This is a genomic window from Streptomyces sp. CNS606 (assembly GCF_000426325.1).
This window is the reverse complement of the sequence record NZ_AUFD01000037.1, coordinates 1-20,355: the sequence shown is the minus strand read 5'-3', so window position 1 is coordinate 20,355 and position 20,355 is coordinate 1. Positions and strand designations below refer to the sequence as shown.

At 75.3% G+C, this 20,355-nt stretch carries 3 protein-coding genes; all 3 read left to right on the top strand.

Annotated elements, in window-relative coordinates:
• The coding region (locus K304_RS30055; RefSeq protein WP_027765153.1) for a type I polyketide synthase at positions 1-8,244 on the top strand (8,244 nt) is incomplete at its 5' end.
• 60 nt (positions 8,245-8,304) lie between these two features.
• Entirely contained in the window at positions 8,305-18,318 is a 10,014-nt protein-coding gene (locus K304_RS0119690) for a type I polyketide synthase (RefSeq protein ID WP_027765152.1), read from the top strand.
• Position 18,319: 1 nt separating this feature from the next.
• Positions 18,320-20,355 (top strand): type I polyketide synthase (locus K304_RS0119685; protein ID WP_027765151.1); only part of this gene is annotated, 2,036 nt, incomplete at its 3' end.

The following is a 20,355-nucleotide window of genomic DNA, read 5'->3' as shown; positions in this document are numbered from 1 at the left end:
GGGCATTCGCAGGGTGAGATCGCTGCCGCGTGTGTGGCGGGGATTCTGTCGCTGGAGGATGCGGCGCGGGTGGTGTGTCTGCGGAGCAGGGCGATCGCGGAGATCGCGGGCTCTGGTGGCATGGCGTCGGTGGCCGTGTCGGCGGAGCGTGCGGAGGAGTTGATCGCTCCGTTCGAGGGCCGTGTCTCGGTGGCTGCGGTCAATGGGCCCTGGCAGGTGGTCGTTTCGGGTGAGGCGACGGCTCTGGATGAGCTGGGTGTGGTGTGTGAGCGTGCGGAGGTCCGCTTCCGTCGTGTGGCGGTGGACTACGCGTCGCATTCGGCGGCGATGGAGGAGTTGAAGGACGCCCTTGCCGCCGCGTTGGAGGGTGTGGCCCCGCAGGCGGGCAGTGTGCCGTTGATGTCGACGGTGTCGGCGGAGTTCGTGGATCCGCTCGCCATGGACGCCGACTACTGGTTCACCAACCTGCGGCAGCGGGTGCGGTTCTCCGAGGGCGTCACCAGGCTGGCGTCTGAGGGCTTCGGTGTGTTCGCGGAGATGTCCTCGCACCCGGTGATGACCTCCGCCGTCGAGGCGACGGTGGACGCGATGGGCGGCGAACCCGCTGTGGTGACGGGGTCGTTGCGTCGTGAGGACGGCGGCCTGGACCGGTTCCTCGCCGGACTCGCCTCCGTCTGGGTCCGGGGCGTCGAGGTGGACTGGACGGTCGCTTTCGGCGACACCCCGCCGCCCACCGTGGACCTGCCCACCTACGCCTTCCAGCGTCGTCACTACTGGCTGGAGGACCAGGCAGCCGACGAGCCCGGCCGTCAGGTCGATGCCATCGACGCCGAGTTCTGGGCCGCCGTCGCGGCGAACGACCCGTCGTCCCTCGCCCGTACCCTCGGCCTCGACGACGACGCATCCGGCCCGCTCCGGGAACTGGCCCCCGTGCTCGCCGACTGGCGGCGCGAACGGGAGGCGGCCACCGAGGCCGACTCCTGGCGCTACGACATCACCTGGAGCCCGGTGACCGGCGGCGCACGCCCGCGCCTCGCGGGCGCCGTCTGGCTTCTCCTCGTGCCCTCCGGAGCGGAGGGCTGGCCCTCGCTCGCCGCTCAGGCGCTCGAGGCGCACGGCGCCGAGGTCCGGTTCCTGGAGGTTCCGGACGCCGAACGCGCCGCCCTGACGGACCGGTTGCGGACGGCCGCGGACGGCGTCACCGGGGTGCTGTCCCTGCTCGCCTTCGACGCCCGGCCGGTGCTCGACCCCGCCGTGGCGGTGATCCAGGCGCTCGGGGACGCCGGTATCGCGGCGCCGCTGTGGTGCGCGACGCGCGGCGCGGTGTCCGTCGGCGCCTCGGACAAGGACGTTCGCCCCGACCACGCACTCCTGTGGGGTCTCGGCCGCATCGCCGCCATGGAGTACCCGCACCGCATCGGCGGCCTCGTCGATCTCCCCGCGACGGCGGACGAGCGCGCGGCCGAGCGACTGGTGCACGCCCTGACCGCGCCAGACGGCGAGGACCAGCTGGCCGTGCGGTCCGGCGGTCTCTACGCACGGCGCCTGGTGCGCCGCCCGTCGGCCGGCACGCCGGACGTGCGGAGCTGGCAGCCGCGCGGCACCGTACTCGTCACCGGCGGCACCGGCGGCGTGGGCGCCGAAGTCGCGGCCTGGCTGGCCGCGTCGGGAGCCCCGCACCTGCTGCTCACCAGCCGGCGCGGACCCGACGCCCCCGGCGCCGCCGAACTGGTCACCCGGTTGGAGGCGCTGGGCGCGGACGTGACGGTGGCGGCCTGCGACGTGGCCGACCGCGACGCCCTCGCCCGCGTGCTCGACGCCGTGCCCGCCGCACGTCCCCTCACCGCCGTGGTGCACGCGGCGGCCGTCCTGGACGACTGCCTGCTCGACGCCCTGACGCCCGAGCGCACGGCGACCGTCCTGCGCCCGAAGGCGGACGCGGCTCGCAACCTGCACGACCTGACCCGCGACACCGACCTCGACGCCTTCGTGCTGTTCTCCTCGCTCGGCGGCACCCTGGGCGGCCCCGGCCAGGGCGCCTACTCGGCGGCCAACGCCTACCTGGACGCCCTGGCGGCCGCCCGCCGCGCCGAGGGTCTGCCCGCGACCTCGCTCGCGTGGGGCAGCTGGGCGGAGGTCGGACTGGCCGCGGGCGCGGAGTGGGAGGAGCGCCTGAGGTCCACCGGCATGGGCCGGATGGCGCCCCAGACCGCGCTCGCCGTGCTGCGGCAGGCCCTCGACCAGGACCTGACCTACCTGGCCGTGGCCGACATCGACTGGTCGCGCTACGCGGCCGTCTGCACCGAGGGCCGGACCGGCCGGGTGCTGGCCGCCCTGCCCGACGCACGTCCCCGTGCCGCCGAGACGCAGCAGGTCGACGACACACCGCAGGACGGCTTCGCGGCCACCCTCGCCGACCGTTCGCCCGCCGAGCGCGAACAGGCCCTGACCGCGCTGGTACGCGCCCAGGCCGCGGCCTCGCTCGGCCTCGCGGACGCGGAGGAGATCGACCTCGACCGCGCCCTGCGCGACATGGGCTTCGACTCGCTCACCGCGGTCGACCTGCGGAACCGGCTGAACACCGTCACCGGTCTCCGGCTCCCGGTGACCGTGGTGTTCGACCACGCCACGGCCGGCCGGCTCGCCCGGCACCTCGCCGGTGAACTGTTCGGCGCCCGGGAGGACTCGGCGCAGCCCGCCCTCCCCGCCGCCCTCCCCGCCGTCGGCGGCCCGGACGACGACCCCATCGCGGTCGTCGCGATGAGCTGCCGCTTCCCCGGCGGCGTGGACACCCCGGAGAAGTACTGGGACCTGCTCGCCACCGGCGGCGACGCCGTGACGCCGCTTCCCGCCGACCGCGGCTGGGACCTCGACGGCCTGTACGACCCGGACCCGGACCGCCCCGGCACCTTCTACACGCGCGGCGGCGGCTTCCTGCACGACGCGGGCCGCTTCGACCCGCACTTCTTCGGCATCTCCCCGCGCACCGCGCCCGCCATCGACCCGCAGCACCGGCTGCTGCTGGAGACGTCGTGGGAGGCGTTCGAACGCGCCGGGATCGACCCGGAGACGGTCAAGGGCACCCCGGTCGGCGTGTTCGTCGGCGCCAACTACAACGACTACGGGTCCCGCCTCAGCGCGTCGCCCGGGGAGTTCGAGGGGCAGCTCGCCACCGGCAGCGCGTCCAGCGTCGCCTCCGGCCGCATCGCCTACACCTTCGGGCTGGAGGGCCCGGCGGTCACCGTCGACACGGCCTGCTCCTCCTCCCTGGTCGCCCTGCACCAGGCGAGCCAGGCCCTGCGGTCCGGCGACTGCACCATGGCCCTGGCCGGCGGCGTCACCGTCATCTCGTCGCCCGACACCTTCGTGGAGTTCAGCCGCCAGGGCGCCCTGTCGCCCGACGGGCGCTGCAAGGCGTTCTCGGCGGACGCCGACGGAGCGGGCTGGGCGGAAGGCGTCGGCATGCTCCTCGTCGAGCGGCTGTCCGAGGCCCGGCGGCGCGGCCACCCCGTGCTCGGCCTCATCCGCGGCGCCGCCGTCAACCAGGACGGGGCCTCGAACGGCCTCACCGCGCCGAGCGGACCCGCGCAGCAGCGCGTCATCCGGCAGGCCCTCGCCAACGCCCGGCTCTCCGCCGCGGAGGTCGACGCCGTCGAGGCGCACGGCACCGGCACCACGCTCGGCGACCCCATCGAGGCGGAGGCGCTGCTGGCCGTCTACGGCGCGGACCGCCCGCAGGACCGGCCGCTGTGGCTGGGCTCGGCCAAGTCGAACATCGGCCACACCCAGGCGGCTTCCGGCGTGGCCGGAGTCATCAAGACGCTGCTGTCCCTGCGGCACGGCCTGATGCCGCGGACGCTGCACGCCGACGAGCCCTCCCCGCACATCGACTGGTCGGCCGGCACCGTGCGCCTGCTGAACGAGGCGCGCGCGTGGACGGAGCACGACGGCCCGCGCCGTGCGGGCGTCTCCTCGTTCGGCGTCAGCGGCACCAACGTCCACATGATCATCGAGCAGGCGCCGGCGGAGGACGCCGGCACCGCACCGGCCGACGCGGAACCGGCGGACCCGGACGCGGGGGACCGCAACGGCGGATGGCTGCCGTGGGCGCTCTCCGCCCGCAGCGCCGACGCGCTCACCGCGCAGGCCCGCGGTCTGCTGGACGTCCTGGACTCCCGTCCGGACGCCGACCCGGCCGGCATCGCCCGCACCCTCGGCTCACGCGCCCGCTTCGAACACCGTCTGGTGTGCTGGGGCACCGACCGCGAGCAGCTGCGCAAGCAGCTCACCGCCTGGGTGGAGGGCAGGACCGTCGCCCCCGCCGCCGCGGGCGTCGCGAACGGCGGCCGCACGGCCTTCCTGTTCTCCGGCCAGGGCGCCCAGCGCCTCGGCATGGGGCGGGAGCTCTACGCCGCCTTCCCGGTCTTCGCCGACGCCTTCGACGCCGTCTGCGCGCACATGGACCTGGAGCTGGACCGTCCCCTGCGCGACGTGGTGTTCGCCGAGGAGGGCGACCCGCAGGCGGAACTGCTGCACCGCACCGACTTCACGCAGCCCGCGCTGTTCGCCGTCGAGGTGGCGCTGTACCGGCTCTTCGCCTCCTGGGGCGTCACCCCCGACTACCTCGTCGGGCACTCGATCGGCGAACTCGCCGCCGCCCACGTCGCCGGGGTGTTCACGCTCGCCGACGCCTGCCGGACGGTCGCCGCGCGCGGCCGGCTGATGCAGCAGCTCCCCGCGACCGGCGCCATGGCGGCCGTGGCCGCCACCGAGGACGAGGTGCTGCCACTGCTGGACGGCCTCGCCGACCGGGTCGCCGTCGCCGCCGTCAACGGCCCGGAGGCCACCGTGGTCTCCGGCGACACCGCCGAGGTGGACCGCATCGCCGAGCACTTCGCCGGACTGGGCCGGAAGACTAAGCGTTTGCGGGTCAGCCATGCGTTTCACTCCCCTCATATGGACCCGATGCTGGAGCGCTTCGAGGAGATCGTCCGGGACGTCCCCCTGTCCCCGCCGACGATCCCGGTGGTGTCGGACGTGACCGGACGTCCCGCCACCGCCGAGCAGCTCTGCAGCCCGGACTACTGGGTGTCCCAGGTGCGCGAGCCGGTACGGTTCGCCGCCGGTGTCGCGTTCCTGCACGACGCGGGCGTCACCCGCTACCTGGAGATCGGCCCGGACGCGGTACTCACCGCGCTCGCCGCCGACTGCCTCCCCGAGGAGTCCGCCGGAACGGTGGCGCCCGCCGCCCGGCGCGGACGCCCGGAGGCCGAGACCGCCCTGGCCGCCGCCGCACGGATGCACGTCCTCGGCGGCGACTGCGACCTCGCGGCCTTCCACCCCGCCGGTACCGCACCCGTCGAGCTGCCCACCTACCCCTTCCAGCGGCAGCACTACTGGCTCGACACCCCGGCACCGCGCGGCGACGTCGGCGCGGCCGGGCTCGAGACCGCCGGACACCCGCTGCTCGGCGCCGCCGTGCGCTTCGCCGCCGACGACGGCTGCCTGCTGACCGCCCGGCTGTCCCTGCGCACCCACCCCTGGCTCGCCGACCACGTCATCGACGGCGCGGTCGTCCTGCCCGGAACCGCCTTCGCCGAACTCGCGATCCGCGCGGGCGACCAGGTCGGCTGCGGCCGGGTCGGCGAACTCACCCTGGAGGCGCCGCTGCCGCTGTCCGACGGGGAAGCGGTGGACGTCCAGGTGCGCGTGGGCGACGCGGACGCGGCCGGGGCCCGCCCGCTGACCGTGCACTCCCGGCCGCAGGACGCGGCGGAGGACGAGCCCTGGCAGCGGCACGCCACCGGCACGCTGCTCCAGGAGGCGTCCCCGGCGGGCGAGCCCGCTCCCGCGCAGTGGCCGCCCGCCGGTGCCGCCGCGGTGGACCTCGACGGCTTCTACGCACGGCTGGCCGAGGGCAGCGCCGACTACGGCCCCGCGTTCCAGGGGCTGCGCGCCGCCTGGCGCGACGGCTCCGACGTCTACGCCGAGGTCTCCCTGCCCGAGGGCGCGGACGCGGCAGGCTACGGCCTGCACCCCGCCCTGTTCGACGCGGCGCTGCAGACGCTCGGTCTCGGCGAGGCGGGCGACGACGGCCAGGGCGTGATGCCCTTCTCCTGGAGCGGCGCCGCCCTCCACGCCGCGGGCGCGACCAGCCTCCGCGTACACCTGGAGAGCACCGGCCGGCACTCCGTCGCCGTCCGGCTGTGGGACCCCGAGGGCAGCCCGGTGGCGTCCGTCGCTTCGCTGGCGTTCCGCCCGTCCACGGGCACCGCGGCGAAGCGGCCCCGCAGCGCCGTGCAGGACGCGCTGTTCCGCACCCGCTGGGTGCCGGTCGCCGACTCCACGGCTCCCGCCGGGCGGACCTGCGCGCTGATCGGCAGCGCCGACGCGGCGCCCGACCTGGCCGCCGCCCTCACCGGCACCGCGGGCACCGCCTCCTACCCCACGCTCGACGCCCTCTTCCAGGCCGTCACCGCCGGGGCGCCGCTGCCCGACCGCGTCGTGGTCGCCGAACCGCCCGCCACGGGCGAGCCCGCCGCGGCCGCCCGGGAGGCGGCGCACCGCGCTCTCGCCGCGGTGCAGACCTGGCTGTCCGACGAGCGGTTCGCCGCCTCGCGGCTGGTGTTCGTGACCCGCGGCGCCCTGCCCGCCGACACGGGCGAGGCGGTCACCGATCTGCCGTCGGCCACCGTGCACGGCCTGGTCCGCACAGCGAACTCGGAGAACCCCGGCCGGTTCGCCCTCGTCGACCTGGACGGCGCCGAGTCCTCGCTCGCCGCGCTCCCGGCCGCCGTCCTCGGTGAGGAACCGCAGACGGCGATACGCGGCGGAGAGATACGGGCCGCCCGTCTCACCCGGGTCCGCGCGGACGAAGCGGCCGAACGGACCGCCCCCACCTGGGACGCGTCCGGCACCACCCTGGTCACCGGCGCCACCGGCACCCTCGGGCGCCTGGTCGCCCGGCACCTGGTCGTCGCCCACGGCGTACGGCGGCTGCTGCTGGTCAGCCGCAGCGGTCCGGCCGCCGACGGCGCCGCCGCGCTGCGCGAGGAACTGGACGCCCTGGGCGCCGACGTCACCCTGACCGCCTGCGACGTCGCCGACCGCGACGCCCTGGCACGGCTGCTCGACGCCGTCCCCGCCGAACACCCGCTGACCGCGGTGGTGCACACGGCCGGCGTCACCGACGACGGTGTGATCACCTCCCTCACCCCGGACCGGGTCGACCGGGTCCTCGCCGCCAAGGTCGACGCCGCCCTCCACCTGCACGAACTCACCCGGGCGCACGACCTGTCCGCCTTCGTGCTGTTCTCCTCCCTCGCCGCCACCTTCGGCGGAGCGGGCCAGGCGAGCTACGCGGCGGGCAACGCCTTCCTGGACGCCCTCGCCGCCGACCGCCGGGCACAGGGTCTGGCCGGCCAGTCCCTGTGCTGGGGGCCGTGGGCGGAGGTCAGCACCATGACGGGCAGGCTCGGCGCCTCCGACCACGCCCGCATCGCCCGGGGCGGCGTCGTCCCGCTGACGTCCGAGGACGGCCTCGCGTTGCTGGACCTCGCCCGGACGTACGACGACGCCGTGCTGGTGCCCGTGCAGCTCTCCGTCGCCTCCTCCACCGACGCGGCCGAGGTGCCGCCGCTGCTGCGGGACCTCGTGCGGCACCGGCGTCCCGGCGCCCGCCAGGCCGCGGCCGCGGCCGCGCCCCCGGCGTCCGGCATCGTGGCCACGGCCGAGCGGCTCGGCCGGATGTCCCGCCCCGAACGCGAGCGTTCGCTGCGGGAACTGGTCCGGAACGAGGCCGCTCTCGTCCTCGGCTACGACACGCCGGACCTCGTCGACGTGGAACGCGGCTTCCTGGAGATGGGCTTCGACTCGCTCAGCGCCGTCGAGCTGCGGAACCGGCTCGGCAAGGAGACCGGCCTGCCGCTGCCCGCGACGGTGCTGTTCGACTACCCGACACCCAACGGCCTCGCCGGACACCTGAGCGAGATCTTCCCGTCGGACGCCGAGCGCGCGGTCGCCCCGATCCTCACCGAACTCGACAAGCTGCGCGTCAGCCTGCCGGACACGGCGGACGACACGCTGCGCGGAAGGGTCGCGGACACGCTGCGCACACTGCTGGCCGAGGTGACGGGCGACGAGGCCGCCGCAGCCGGTCCGGCCGCGGCCGAGCCCGCCGACCGCTTCGCGGCGGCGAGTGACGAGGAGATCTTCCGGTTCCTCGACGACGAACTGGAAGCGTGAGATCGGCGGTGCGCCAGCGCACGCCGTGGAAGAGGGCCAACCCGGCCGGAGGGGCGACACATGAGTGAGGAACGGCTCCGCGAGTACCTCAAGCGGGCGAGCGCGGACCTGCACCGCACCCGTCAGCGACTGGGCGAACTCGAGGCGCGCAGTTCGGAGCCGATCGCCGTGGTCGGCATGAGCTGCCGGCTGCCCGGCGGGGTCGAGTCGCCGGACCAGCTGTGGCGACTGCTGGACAGCGGTACGGACGCCGTCTCCGCCTTCCCCACCGACCGCGGCTGGGACGTGGAGGCGCTCCACGACCCGGACCCCGACCGCCCCGGCACCACGTACGCCACCGAGGGTGGATTCCTCCACGGCGCCGCCGAGTTCGACCCCGAACTGTTCGGCATGAGCCCGCGCGAGGCGCTGGCCACCGACCCGCAGCAGCGGCTCCTCCTCGAAGCCTCCTGGGAGGCCATGGAGCGCAGCGGCATCGACCCCGTGTCGCTGCGCGGCAGCCGCACCGGCGTCTACGTCGGCGTCATGTACAACGACTACGCCACCCGCATCCAGCACCCGCCGCGCGGCATGGAGGGCTATCTGGGCAACGGCAGTTCGCCGTCCATCGCCTCGGGCCGGGTCGCCTACACCTTCGGCCTCGAAGGGCCCGCCGTCACCCTCGACACGGCGTGCTCCTCCTCCCTGGTGTCGCTGCACCTGGCGTGCCAGGCGCTGCGCGCCGGGGACTGCTCCCTGGCGCTCGCCGGCGGCGTCACCGTGATGTCCACGCCCGTCACGTTCGTGCAGTTCGCCCGGCATCGCGGCCTGTCCCCGGACGGCCGCTGCAAGTCCTTCGCCGACGGCGCCGACGGCACCGGCTGGGGCGAGGGCGTCGGCCTGCTGGCCCTGGAACGTCTCTCCGACGCCCGCCGCAACGGCCGCCCGGTGCTCGCCGTGATCCGCGGCACCGCCATCAACCAGGACGGCGCCAGCAGCGGACTCACCGCACCCAACGGCCCGTCCCAGCAGCGCGTCATCCGGCAGGCGCTGGCCGACGCCCGGCTCACCGCCGGCGACGTGGACGCCGTCGAGGCGCACGGCACCGGCACCACCCTCGGCGACCCCATCGAGGCCCAGGCCCTGCTCGCCACCTACGGGGCCCAGCGCCCGGACGGCCGGCCCCTGTGGCTCGGTTCGGTGAAGTCCAACCTCGGCCACACGCAGGCCGCCGCCGGTGTCACCGGCGTCATCAAGATGGTGCTGGCCCTGCGGCACGGCAGGCTGCCCCGGACCCTGCACGTGGACGCCCCGTCGCGGCACGTGGACTGGTCCGACCGCATCGGCCTGCTCACCGAGGCGCAGCCGTGGCCCGCACAGGACCGGCCGCGCCGGGCCGGCGTGTCAGCGTTCGGCGTCAGCGGCACCAACGCGCACGTCATCGTCGAAGAGGCGCCCGCCCCGGCCGAGGAGAGCCCGCAGGACGAGCAGAAGCCGGCCGACGGCGAACGGCCGCACGCGCGCACGCTGCCCCTCGTGCCGTGGCCCGTGTCGGCGAAGACGGAGGACGGCCTCGCCGCGCAGGCGGAACGGCTTGCGGCCGGCGTCTCCGGCCTCGCCGCCCCCGACGTCGGCCACTCGCTCGCCACCACCCGCGCCGCCCTCGAACACCGCGCGGTGGCACTCGGCTCCACCCCCGAGGCACTGCACGCCGGCCTCGCCGCCCTGGCGTCCGACGCGAGCGAGGAGACGGACGCGTCCGACGAGCCGACCGGGCCGAGCACCGTCCGCGGACGCACCGTCGGCGGACCGGTCGCCTTCCTCTTCTCCGGCCAGGGCTCGCAGCGCGCGGGCATGGGCCGCGACCTCTACACCGCCTTCCCCGCCTTCGCCACCGCGCTGGACGAGGTGTGCGCCCACTTCGACGGCGGCGCGCGGCCTGCGCTGCGCACCGTCATGTTCGAGGACGGGGACCTGCTCGACCGCACCGAGTACACCCAGCCCGCGCTGTTCGCGCTCGAAGTGGCGCTGTTCCGCCTGCTGGAGTCGTGGGGCGTGCAGCCCGACCACCTGATCGGCCACTCCATCGGCGAACTCGTCGCCGCCCACGTCTCCGGCGCCCTGTCGCTCGCCGACGCCTGCCGGCTGGTCGCCGCACGCGGCCGGCTGATGCAGGCGCTGCCCGCGGGCGGCGCCATGGTCGCCGTCCGCGCCACCGAGGACGAGGTCGCGCCGCTGCTCGGCGACGGCGTCTGCCTCGCCGCCGTCAACGCCTCCGGATCCGTGGTGCTGTCCGGAGACGAGGACGCGGTGCTGCGTGCCGCCGACCGGTTCGGCGACCGCCGCACCCGCCGCCTCACCGTCGGCCACGCGTTCCACTCGGCGCGCATGGACCCGATGCTGCGCGAGTTCCGCACCGTCGCGGAGTCCGTGGAGCACCACGCCCCCCGCATCCCGGTGGTGTCCAACCTGACCGGCGAGACGGTGGAGGAGTTCACCGCGGACCACTGGGTGCGCCATGTGCGGGAACCGGTGCGGTTCGCCGACGGCACCGCCACCCTGCGCCGGCTCGGCACCCGCCGCTTCGTCGAACTCGGCCCGGCGGGACCGCTGTCCGCCGCCGTCGCCGACGACGTGCCCGCGGACGTCGTCGTGCAGCCGCTGCTGCGCAAGGACACCCCGGAGGCCACCGACCTCGTCCACGCCCTCGCCCGGCTGTGGACGGCCGGCGTGTCCGTCGACTGGCGGCGCTTCTACGACGGCACCGGCGCCGCACGCGTCGACCTGCCGACCTACGCCTTCCAGCACCGGAGGCTGTGGCTCGACTCCGTCGTCACCCGCCCCGACGAGGCCGACAACCACCCGCTGCTGGACGCCGGACGCGACCGCGCCGACGCCGGGGGGACCGTCTTCCACGGCGAGCTGTCCGTGCGCACCCACCCCTGGCTCGCCGACCACCGGGTGTCCGGCCGCATCCTGGTACCCGGCACGGCGTTCCTCGACATCGCCCTGCACGCCGGTCACCTCACCGGCTGCCCCGGCGTGGACGAGCTGATGCTCGTGCACCCCCTGGTGCTGGGGGAGACGGACCGGGTCGCGCTCCAGACCGTCGTCGGCGCCGCCGACGAGGCCGGGCGCCGGCAGATCACCGGCTACGCCCGCCCGCACGACGCTTCCGGCCAGGAGTGGACCCGCCACTTCGAGGGCACCCTCGGCCCGGACGCCGATCCCGACCTGGACGCCGAGCTGGCCGACGCGCACGCCGTCTGGCCGCCCGCCGGGTCCGAACCCCTGGACACCGCCGGCCTGTACGACGAACTCGCCGACGCGGGCCTCGCCTACGGCCCGCTCTTCCGCCTGCTGACGGACGCCTGGCGCTGCGGCGACGAGATCCACGCCGAGGTGCGGCTGCCCGAGGAGAGCCACGTCGACGCGGAACGCTTCCGCCTGCACCCGGCGCTGCTCGACGCCGCCCTGCACGCCGCCGCTCTCGACGGTGCCACGGACGGCGCCGTGCCGTTCACCTGGTCCGGCGTGGCCGTGCGCGCCACCGGCGCCGCCGCGCTCCGCGTCACGCTCCGCCGCACCTCGGACCAGGTGCTCGCGCTCACCGCCACGGACGGCACCGGCACCCCGGTCCTCAACGTCGAATCGCTGCTGGTCCGGCCCGTCACGGAGGACGGACTGCGGGAGCGGCCGCGCACCCGGCCGCGGGACGCCCTGTTCCGCATCGACTGGCAGGAACTGACCGTCCCGGCGCCCCAGGACGGGGCGTCGCCCGGCGAGACACCCGTCGTGGTGGACCTGCCCGGCGCCTCCGACGACCTGCCGGACGACCCGCACCAGGCCGTACGCGAGGCCCTGCACCGCACCCTCGCGCTGGTGAAGGACCAACTGGCGCGCCCCGCGGGCGAGGACGTGCGCTGCGTGCTCCGCACGCGCGGCGCCGTGGCCCTGCCCGGGGACACCGCTCCCGACCCGGTCGCCGCCGCCGTGCAGGGCCTGGTGCGTTCCGCCCAGTCGGAGAACCCCGACCGCTTCGTGCTGGTCGACGCCGACGACACGGGCCCCGACGCCACCCCGCCTCCCGCGCAGATCCTCGGCCGCGACGAGCCCCGGCTCGCGCTGCGCGACGGACGCTGGTACGTGCCCCGGCTCGTACGCGTGCCGGCGGAACCCGAGCAGGCCGGCACCCCGTTCGACCCGGACGGCACGGTGCTCGTCACCGGCGGCACCGGCCGGCTGGGCCGCGCCCTGTGTCACCACCTGGTGGCCGCCCACGGCGTACGGCACCTGCTGGTCACCAGCCGGTCCGGGCCGCACGCCGCCGGCGCCGCCGAACTGCGCGGCCTCGACGCCGACATCACCGTCGAGGCCTGCGACATCGCGGACCGCGCCTCGGTGGAACGCCTCCTGGACGCCGTCCCCGCCGAGCACCCCCTGACCGCCGTCATCCACCTGGCCGGCACCTTCGACGACGGCATCGTCCAGTCGCTGACCCCGGAACGCATCGACGCCGTGATCGCCCCGAAGGTGGCCGGCGCGCTCCACCTGGAGGAGCTGACCCGCGACGCCGACCTGGCCGCGTTCGTCCTCTTCACCTCCGCCGCCGGTACCTTCGGCGGCCCCGGACAGGGCAACTACGCGGCGGCGAACGCCTACCTGGACGCCTTCGCCGAACGCCGCCGGGCCTCCGGCCTCCCCGGCCTCTCCCTGGCGTGGGGACTCTGGGAGGGCGAGGACGGCATGGTGGGCGGGCTCACCGAAGTGGACCTGGCCCGCGCCGGCAGCATCGGCGTGCTGAGCCTGACCGGGCCGGAGGGCCTGGCACTGTTCGACGCGTCCCTGCACCGCGACGAAGCCGGACTGGTGCCCGTGGCGCTCGACTTCACCGTCCTGCGCCGGCAGGGCGCCACCCTGCCCGCGCTGCTGCGCGGGCTCGTCACCCGGCCGGCGACCCGCTCGCGCGGCGCCCGCCGCACGAAGGCCATGATCGACGTGGTCCGCGACCGGGTGGCGGCCGTGCTCCGGCACTCCTCCGGCGGGACCGTCGACCCCGAGAAGGCCTTCTCCGAACTGGGCTTCGACTCGCTGATGGCGGTCGAGCTGCGCAACCGGCTCAGCGAGGAGACCGGAGTACGTCTGCCCGCCTCGGTCATCTTCGACCAGCCGACGCCCGCCGCGCTCGCCGCCTACCTGGAGGCCGCCTCGGCGGACCAGCACGCCGACGCCGCCGCACAGGCCCCGGCACCGAAGTCGGCGCGCCCGGCCGACGACGAGCCCCTGGCCATCGTCTCCATGGCCTGCCGCCTCCCCGGCGGCGTCGAGTCGCCCGAGGACCTGTGGGACCTCGTGCTCCGCGGCGACGACGCCGTGGTGCCCATGCCCGAGGACCGCGGCTGGGACCTCGGCCGGCTCTTCGACTCCGACCCGGAGCAGCACGGCACCAGCTACGTGCGCGAGGGCGGATTCCTCACCGACGCCGACAAGTTCGACCCCTCGGTGTTCGGCATCTCCCCGCGCGAAGCCCTCGCCATGGACCCGCAGCAGCGGCTCCTGCTGGAGTCGACCTGGGAGCTCTTCGAACGCGCCGGCATACCGCCCCGCTCCCTGAAGGGCAGCCGCACCGGCACCTACGTCGGCCTGATGTACACCGACTACCCGATCCTCCTGCACGGGCGGCAGCACGACCTCGAAGGCCACCTCGGCAGCGGCACCGCCGGCAGCGTCGCCTCCGGCCGCGTCGCCTACACCTTCGGGCTGGAGGGCCCGGCCGTCACCGTCGACACCGCCTGCTCCTCCTCCCTGGTGGCCATCCACTGGGCCGCCAACGCGCTGCGCACCGGAGAGTGCGACCTGGCGCTGGCCGGCGGCGTCACCGTGATGTCCACCCCCACCGTCTTCCAGCAGTTCAGCCGCCAGCGCGGCCTGGCGCCCGACGGCCGCTGCAAGCCGTTCGCGGAGGCCGGGGACGGCACCGGCTGGGGCGAGGGCCTCGGCCTGATCCTGCTGGAGCGTCTCTCCGACGCCCGCCGCAACGGACGCCGCATCCTGGGCGTGATCCGCGGCTCCGCCGTCAACTCCGACGGCGCCTCCAACGGCCTCACCGCCCCCAACGGCCCGTCCCAGCAGCGCGTCATCCGCCAGGCCCTGCAGACCGCGGGCCTCGGCCCCGGCGACGTCGACACCGTCGAGTCGCACGGCACCGGCACCCCGCTCGGCGACCCGATCGAGGCCCAGGCCCTGCTGGCCACCTACGGCCAGGGCCGGTCCGCCGACGCGCCGCTGCTGGTGGGCGCGCTGAAGTCCAACCTCGGCCACACCCAGGCCGCCGCCGGCGTCGCCGGGGTCATCAAGAGCGTCATGGCCATGCGGCACGGGACGCTGCCGAAGATCCTCCACCTGGACACGCCCTCGTCCAAGGTCGACTGGGACGCGGGCGCCGTACGGCTGCTCGCCGACCACCAGGCGTGGCCCGCCACCGACGGCCGTCCGCGCCGCGCCGCCGTGTCGTCCTTCGGCATCAGCGGCACCAACGCCCACGTCATCCTGGAACAGCCCGCCCCCGAGGACGCCGAGCCCGCCCCCGCCGAACCGCGGGAGACCGGGCCCGCCGCCTGGACGCTGTCCGCGCCCACCGCCGCCGCGCTGCGCACCCAGGCCGCCCGCCTGCTGCCCGCCGCCCGCGAACTGGAGCCCGCGGACGTCGCCCTGACCCTCGCCGCGGGTCGCTCCGCGCTCGACCACCGCGCCGTCGTCGTCGGCGCCGGCCGGGACGGACTCCTCGGCGGACTCGCGGCACTCGCCGCCGGCGAGCCGTCCGGGCACGTCGTGGAGGGCGTCGCCCGTCCGCTGAGCCGGCCGGTGTTCGTCTTCCCCGGCCAGGGCTCGCAGTGGGCCGGCATGGCCGCCGACCTCCTCGACGCCTCGCCCGTCTTCGCCGAGCACGTCGCCCGTTGCGAAACCGCCCTGTCGGAGTTCGTCGACTGGTCGCTCACCGACGTGCTGCGCCAGGCGGACGGCGCCCCCGGCCTGGACCGCGACGACGTGGTGCAGCCCGCCACGTTCGCCGTCAACGTCTCCCTGGCCGAGCTGTGGCGCGCCTACGGCGTCGAACCCGCCGCCGTCGTCGGCCACTCGCAGGGCGAGATCGCCGCCGCCTGCTTCTCCGGCGCCCTGGCGCTCCGCGACGCCGCCCGCGTCGTCAGCCTGCGCGCACAGGCGATCACCACCCTCGCCGGCGGCGGCCTGCTCTCCGTGGAAGCCTCTCCCGCCGACGTCGAGGAGATGCTGCGGCCGTACTCCGGCCGGCTCCACGTCGGCGTCGTGAACAGCCCGCGCGCCGTCGTCGTCTCCGGCGACGGCGACGCCCTGGACGCACTCGCCGCCCACTGCGACGCCCAGGGCGTCCGCACCAAGCGGGTACCGGTCAACTACGCCTCCCACTCGCCGTACGTCGACGAGATCGAAGGCCGTCTCGCCGAGGCGCTGGCCCCGATCACCCCCCTGGAACCCGAGGTGCCGTTCTTCTCCACGGTCACCGCCGACTGGGCCGACACCGAGGACCTTCCGCTCGACGCCGGCTACTGGTTCCGCAACCTGCGCAGCCCGGTCCGCTTCGCCGACGCCGTGCGCGCCCTCGCCGAGCAGGGCTTCGGCCCCATGATCGAGGCGAGCTGCCACCCCGTGCTCACCGGCGCCGTCACCGAGACGCTCGCCGACCGCGAGGACGTCGTCGCGGTGGGCTCGCTGCGGCGCGACGACGGCGGACTCGACCGCTTCCTCACCTCCGTCGGCGAGGCACACGTCGCCGGAACCCCCGTCGACTGGAACCGCGTCCTGGACGGCACCGCGGCGCGCCGCGTCGACCTGCCCCCGTACGGCTTCGAACGGCGCCGCTTCTGGCCGCGGCTGGAGGACCACCCCCTCACCCACGAGGAGGCGGACCCCCAGGAGACCGCGTTCTGGCGCGCCGTGGCCGCCGAGGACGCCGAATCCGTCGGCAAGCGGCTCGACCTGGCGCCGCAGCAGCTGGAATCCGTGCTGCCCGCCCTCTCCCGCTGGCACAGCGGCCGACGCCTCCGCTCCACCCTGGAGGGCTGGACGTACCGCACCGCGTGGACGCCCGTCACCCTTCCCGCGACGGAGCCGCCGACCGGAACCTGGCTGGTGCTGCGCGCCGAGGGCGACGGCGGACACGCCGCACTCGCCGCCGAGGCGACCCGCGCCCTCTCCGACGGCGGCGCGGACGTCGTCGAGCTGGTGCTCGGCGCCGGGGAGACCGACGTGGCGGCGCGCCTGCGGGACGCGCTGGACGGCGTGCAGCCGGCCGGTGTGCTCAGCCTGACCGCGTTCGACGAGACCCCCACCCCCGGCGACGGCGTGGTGCCCGTGGGCCTCGCCCGGCTCCTCGCCACCGCCGCCGCCCTGGAGGACCTCGGGGTGGACGCACCGCTGTGGGCCGCGACCACGCAGGCCGTCGGGACCGGGCCGCAGGACCCGCCCCGCCACCCCGCCCAGGCCCTCGCCTGGGGCGCCGGCGTGGTCCTCGGACTCGACCTGCCCCGCACCTGGGGCGGCCTCGTCGACCTCCCCGGCACCCTGGGCCCCGACGGCGCCGAGCAGCTGCGCGCGGTCCTCACCGGCGCGACCGGCGAGGAACAGCTCGCCCTCCGCCCGGACGGCACGACCGCACGGCGCCTGGTCCGCGCCCCCGCCGAGACGGAACTCCCGCCGTGGCAGCCGCGCGACACCGTGCTCATCACCGGCGGCACCGGAGCCCTCGGCGGACACCTCGCCCGCTGGGCCGCCCGCTCGGGCGCCGCCCGCGTCGTCCTGGTCAGCCGCCGCGGCGAGGCCGCCGACGGCATGCCGGAGCTGCGCGACGAACTCTTCGACCTCGGCGTCGAAGCCGTCGTCGCCGCCTGCGACCTGACCGACCGGGACGCCGTCCACGCCCTGTTCGCGAAGATCACGGTCGACGGCCCGCCCGTGCGCGCCGTGCTGCACGCGGCCGGCACCAGCGGACGGCAGGGCACCGTCTCCGACCTCACGGTCGCCGAGACGGCCGCCGTGCTCGGCCCCAAGGTCGAGGGCGCCCGCCACCTCGCCGAGGTCGTCGACGCCCAGGACGAACAACCGGACGCCTTCGTGCTGTTCTCCTCCGGCGCCGGAGTCTGGGGCAACGCCGGCCGGGTCCCGTACGGCGCGGCCAACGCCTACCTGGACGCCTTCGCCGCCGCGCGCCGCGCCTCCGGACTGCCCACCACCTCCCTGGCCTGGGGCGCGTGGGGCGGCGGCGGGGGCATGGTCGACGCCGACACCGGCCGGTACTTCCAGCGGCTCGGCATCCGGCAGATGAACCCCGACCACGCCGTGCAGGCGTGCGCCGACGCCGTCGGCCGCGGCGAGGGCGCACTCGTCGTCGCCGACATCGACTGGAAGGCGTTCGCCCCCGCCTACACCGCCGCCCGCAGGCGGCCGCTGCTCGACGGCGTCGCCGAAGCCCGGGACGCCCTCACCACCACCGACGACACCGAGACAGAGGACGGCGGCGAGCCGGAACTCGTCCGCGAACTGGACGGCCTGAGCACCGACGAACGCGAGCGGCGCCTCGTCGACCGGCTGCGCCGCGAGGCCGCCGTCGCGCTGGGCCACGAGTCCGCCGCGGAGATGCGCGCCGACCGTCCGCTGCGCGAGCTGGGCTTCGACTCGCTGACGGTCGTCGCCCTGCGCAACCGCCTGTCCGCGGTCACCGGCCTGAAGCTCCCCACGACCCTCGTCTTCGACCACCCGACCTTCCCCGAACTCACCCGCTACCTGCTGACGCGCCTCTACCCCGCCGCCGACGGCGCGCCGGCCCAGAGCCCGGAGGAAGCGGCCACCTGGGCCGCCGTACGGTCCATCCCGCTCAGCCGCCTGCGGGAGAGCGGGCTGCTGGACGCCCTGCTCGAACTGGCCGCCGCTCCCGAGCAGTCCGATCCGGCCGCGTCCCGGGACGGTTCCGCCGAACCCGACCGGGACTTCGACGACATGGACGTCGCCGACCTCGTCGAGCTGGCCCTCGGCACCGACAACGACTCACAGGAACACTGAGATGACGGATTCCTCCTCCGCCGCCAAGGTCGTCGATGCCCTGCGCAAAGCGTTGCGGGACAACGAACAGCTGAAGAAGCGCAACCAGCAGCTGGAACAGCACGGCCGCGACCCGATCGCGATCGTCGGCATGGGCTGCCGCCTGCCCGGCGGCGCCGACAGCCCCGAGAAGCTGTGGGACCTGCTGGCCGACGGCGGCGACGCCGTCACCTCGTTCCCCGACCGCCCGGGCTGGGAACTCGACTCCCTCGTCGACCCCGACGCCGAGCGGAGCGGCACCACCTACGTCAGCCGCGGCGGGTTCCTGCACGACGCCGACCTGTTCGACGCGGGCTTCTTCGGCATCAGCCCGCGCGAGGCCGTCGCCATGGACCCGCAGCAGCGGCTGCTGCTGGAGGTCGCCTGGGAGACGCTCGAACACGCCCGCATCTCACCCGCGTCCCTCCGTGGCACCGCCACCGGCGTGTTCGCGGCCGCCACCGGCCAGGACTACGGGCCCATGGTGAGCCGGTCCGGCATGGAGACCGACGGCTTCCTGGCGACCGGCAGCGCCGGCAGCATCGCCTCCGGCCGCATCTCCTACACCCTCGGCCTGGAGGGCCCCGCCGTCACCCTGGACACCGGCTGCTCCTCCACGCTTGTCGCGCTCCACCTCGCGGTCAAGTCGCTGCGTTCGGGGGAGTGCTCCCTCGCCCTGGCCGGCGGCGCCACCCTCATGGCCAGTCCCGCCACGTTCAGCGAGTTCAGCGCGCAAAAGGGCCTCGCCCCCGACGGCCGCTGCAAGCCGTTCTCCGACGACGCCGACGGCACGGCCTGGGGCGAGGGCGTCGGCATGCTGCTCGTCGAACGGCTCTCCGACGCGCGGCGCAACGGGCACCGCGTGCTCGCGGTCGTCCGGGGCACGGCCGTCAACCAGGACGGCGCGTCCAACGGTCTGACGGCACCGAACGGCGTCTCGCAGCAGCGGGTGATCCGGGAGGCGCTCGGCAACGCGGGCCTCACCCCGGCCGACGTGGACCTCGTGGAGGCGCACGGCACGGGCACCACGCTCGGCGACCCGATCGAGGCGGAGGCCCTGCTCGCCGCCTACGGCAAGGAACGCCCGGAAGGGCGGCCGCTGTGGGTCGGCTCGGTCAAGTCGAATCTCGCCCACACCCAGGGCGCGGCAGGCGCGGCCGGCATCATCAAGAGCATCCTTGCGATGCACCACGGCGTCATGCCCAAGTCGCTGCACGTCGGGACCCCTTCGACCCACGTCGACTGGTCGGCGGGTGCGGTGGAGCTGCTGGCGGAGGAGCGTGCCTGGGAGCGTGAGGACGACCGTCCGCGCCGCGCCGGCATCTCGTCCTTCGGCATGAGCGGCACCAACGCGCACGTGATCCTGGAAGAGCCCCCGGCGGAGAAGCCTGCGGACGAGCCCGGTGACACCCCCGCGACGGTGCCGTGGCTGGTGTCGGCGCGTAGTGCGGCGGGTCTGCGGGGTCAGGCGGCGGCGTTGGCGCGGGTGGCCGGTGGTGCTGTGGATGGTGCCGCGGTGGGGTGGTCGTTGGTGTCGACGCGTGCGGTGCTGGAGCACCGTGCGGTGGTGACGGGTGATTTCGCTGCGGGGCTTGCCGCTCTGGCGGAGGGTGAGCCTGCGGACGGTGTGGTTGCGGGTGTGTCGGGTCCGGTGGGTCGGACGGCGTTCGTGTTCCCGGGTCAGGGTGCGCAGTGGGTCGGTATGGGTGCCGATCTGCTGGAGTCTTCGCCGGTGTTCGCTGGGTCGGTGGCCGCGTGTGAGGCGGCGATGTCCGCGTATGTGGACTGGTCGCTGACGGCTGTTCTGCGTGGTGAGGAGGGGTCGCCGTCGCTGGAGCGGGTGGATGTGGTGCAGCCCGCGTCGTTCGCGGTGATGGTGTCTCTTGCGGCGTTGTGGCGGTCGTACGGGGTGGAGCCGCAGGCGGTGATCGGGCATTCGCAGGGTGAGATCGCTGCCGCGTGTGTGGCGGGGATTCTGTCGCTGGAGGATGCGGCGCGGGTGGTGTGTCTGCGGAGCAG

What these genes read in the sequence shown, in the direction of transcription:
- K304_RS0119690 (WP_027765152.1), top strand. Translation starts at nt 8,305, where the DNA reads ATGAGTGAGGAACGGCTCCGCGAGTACCTCAAGCGGGCGAGCGCGGAC.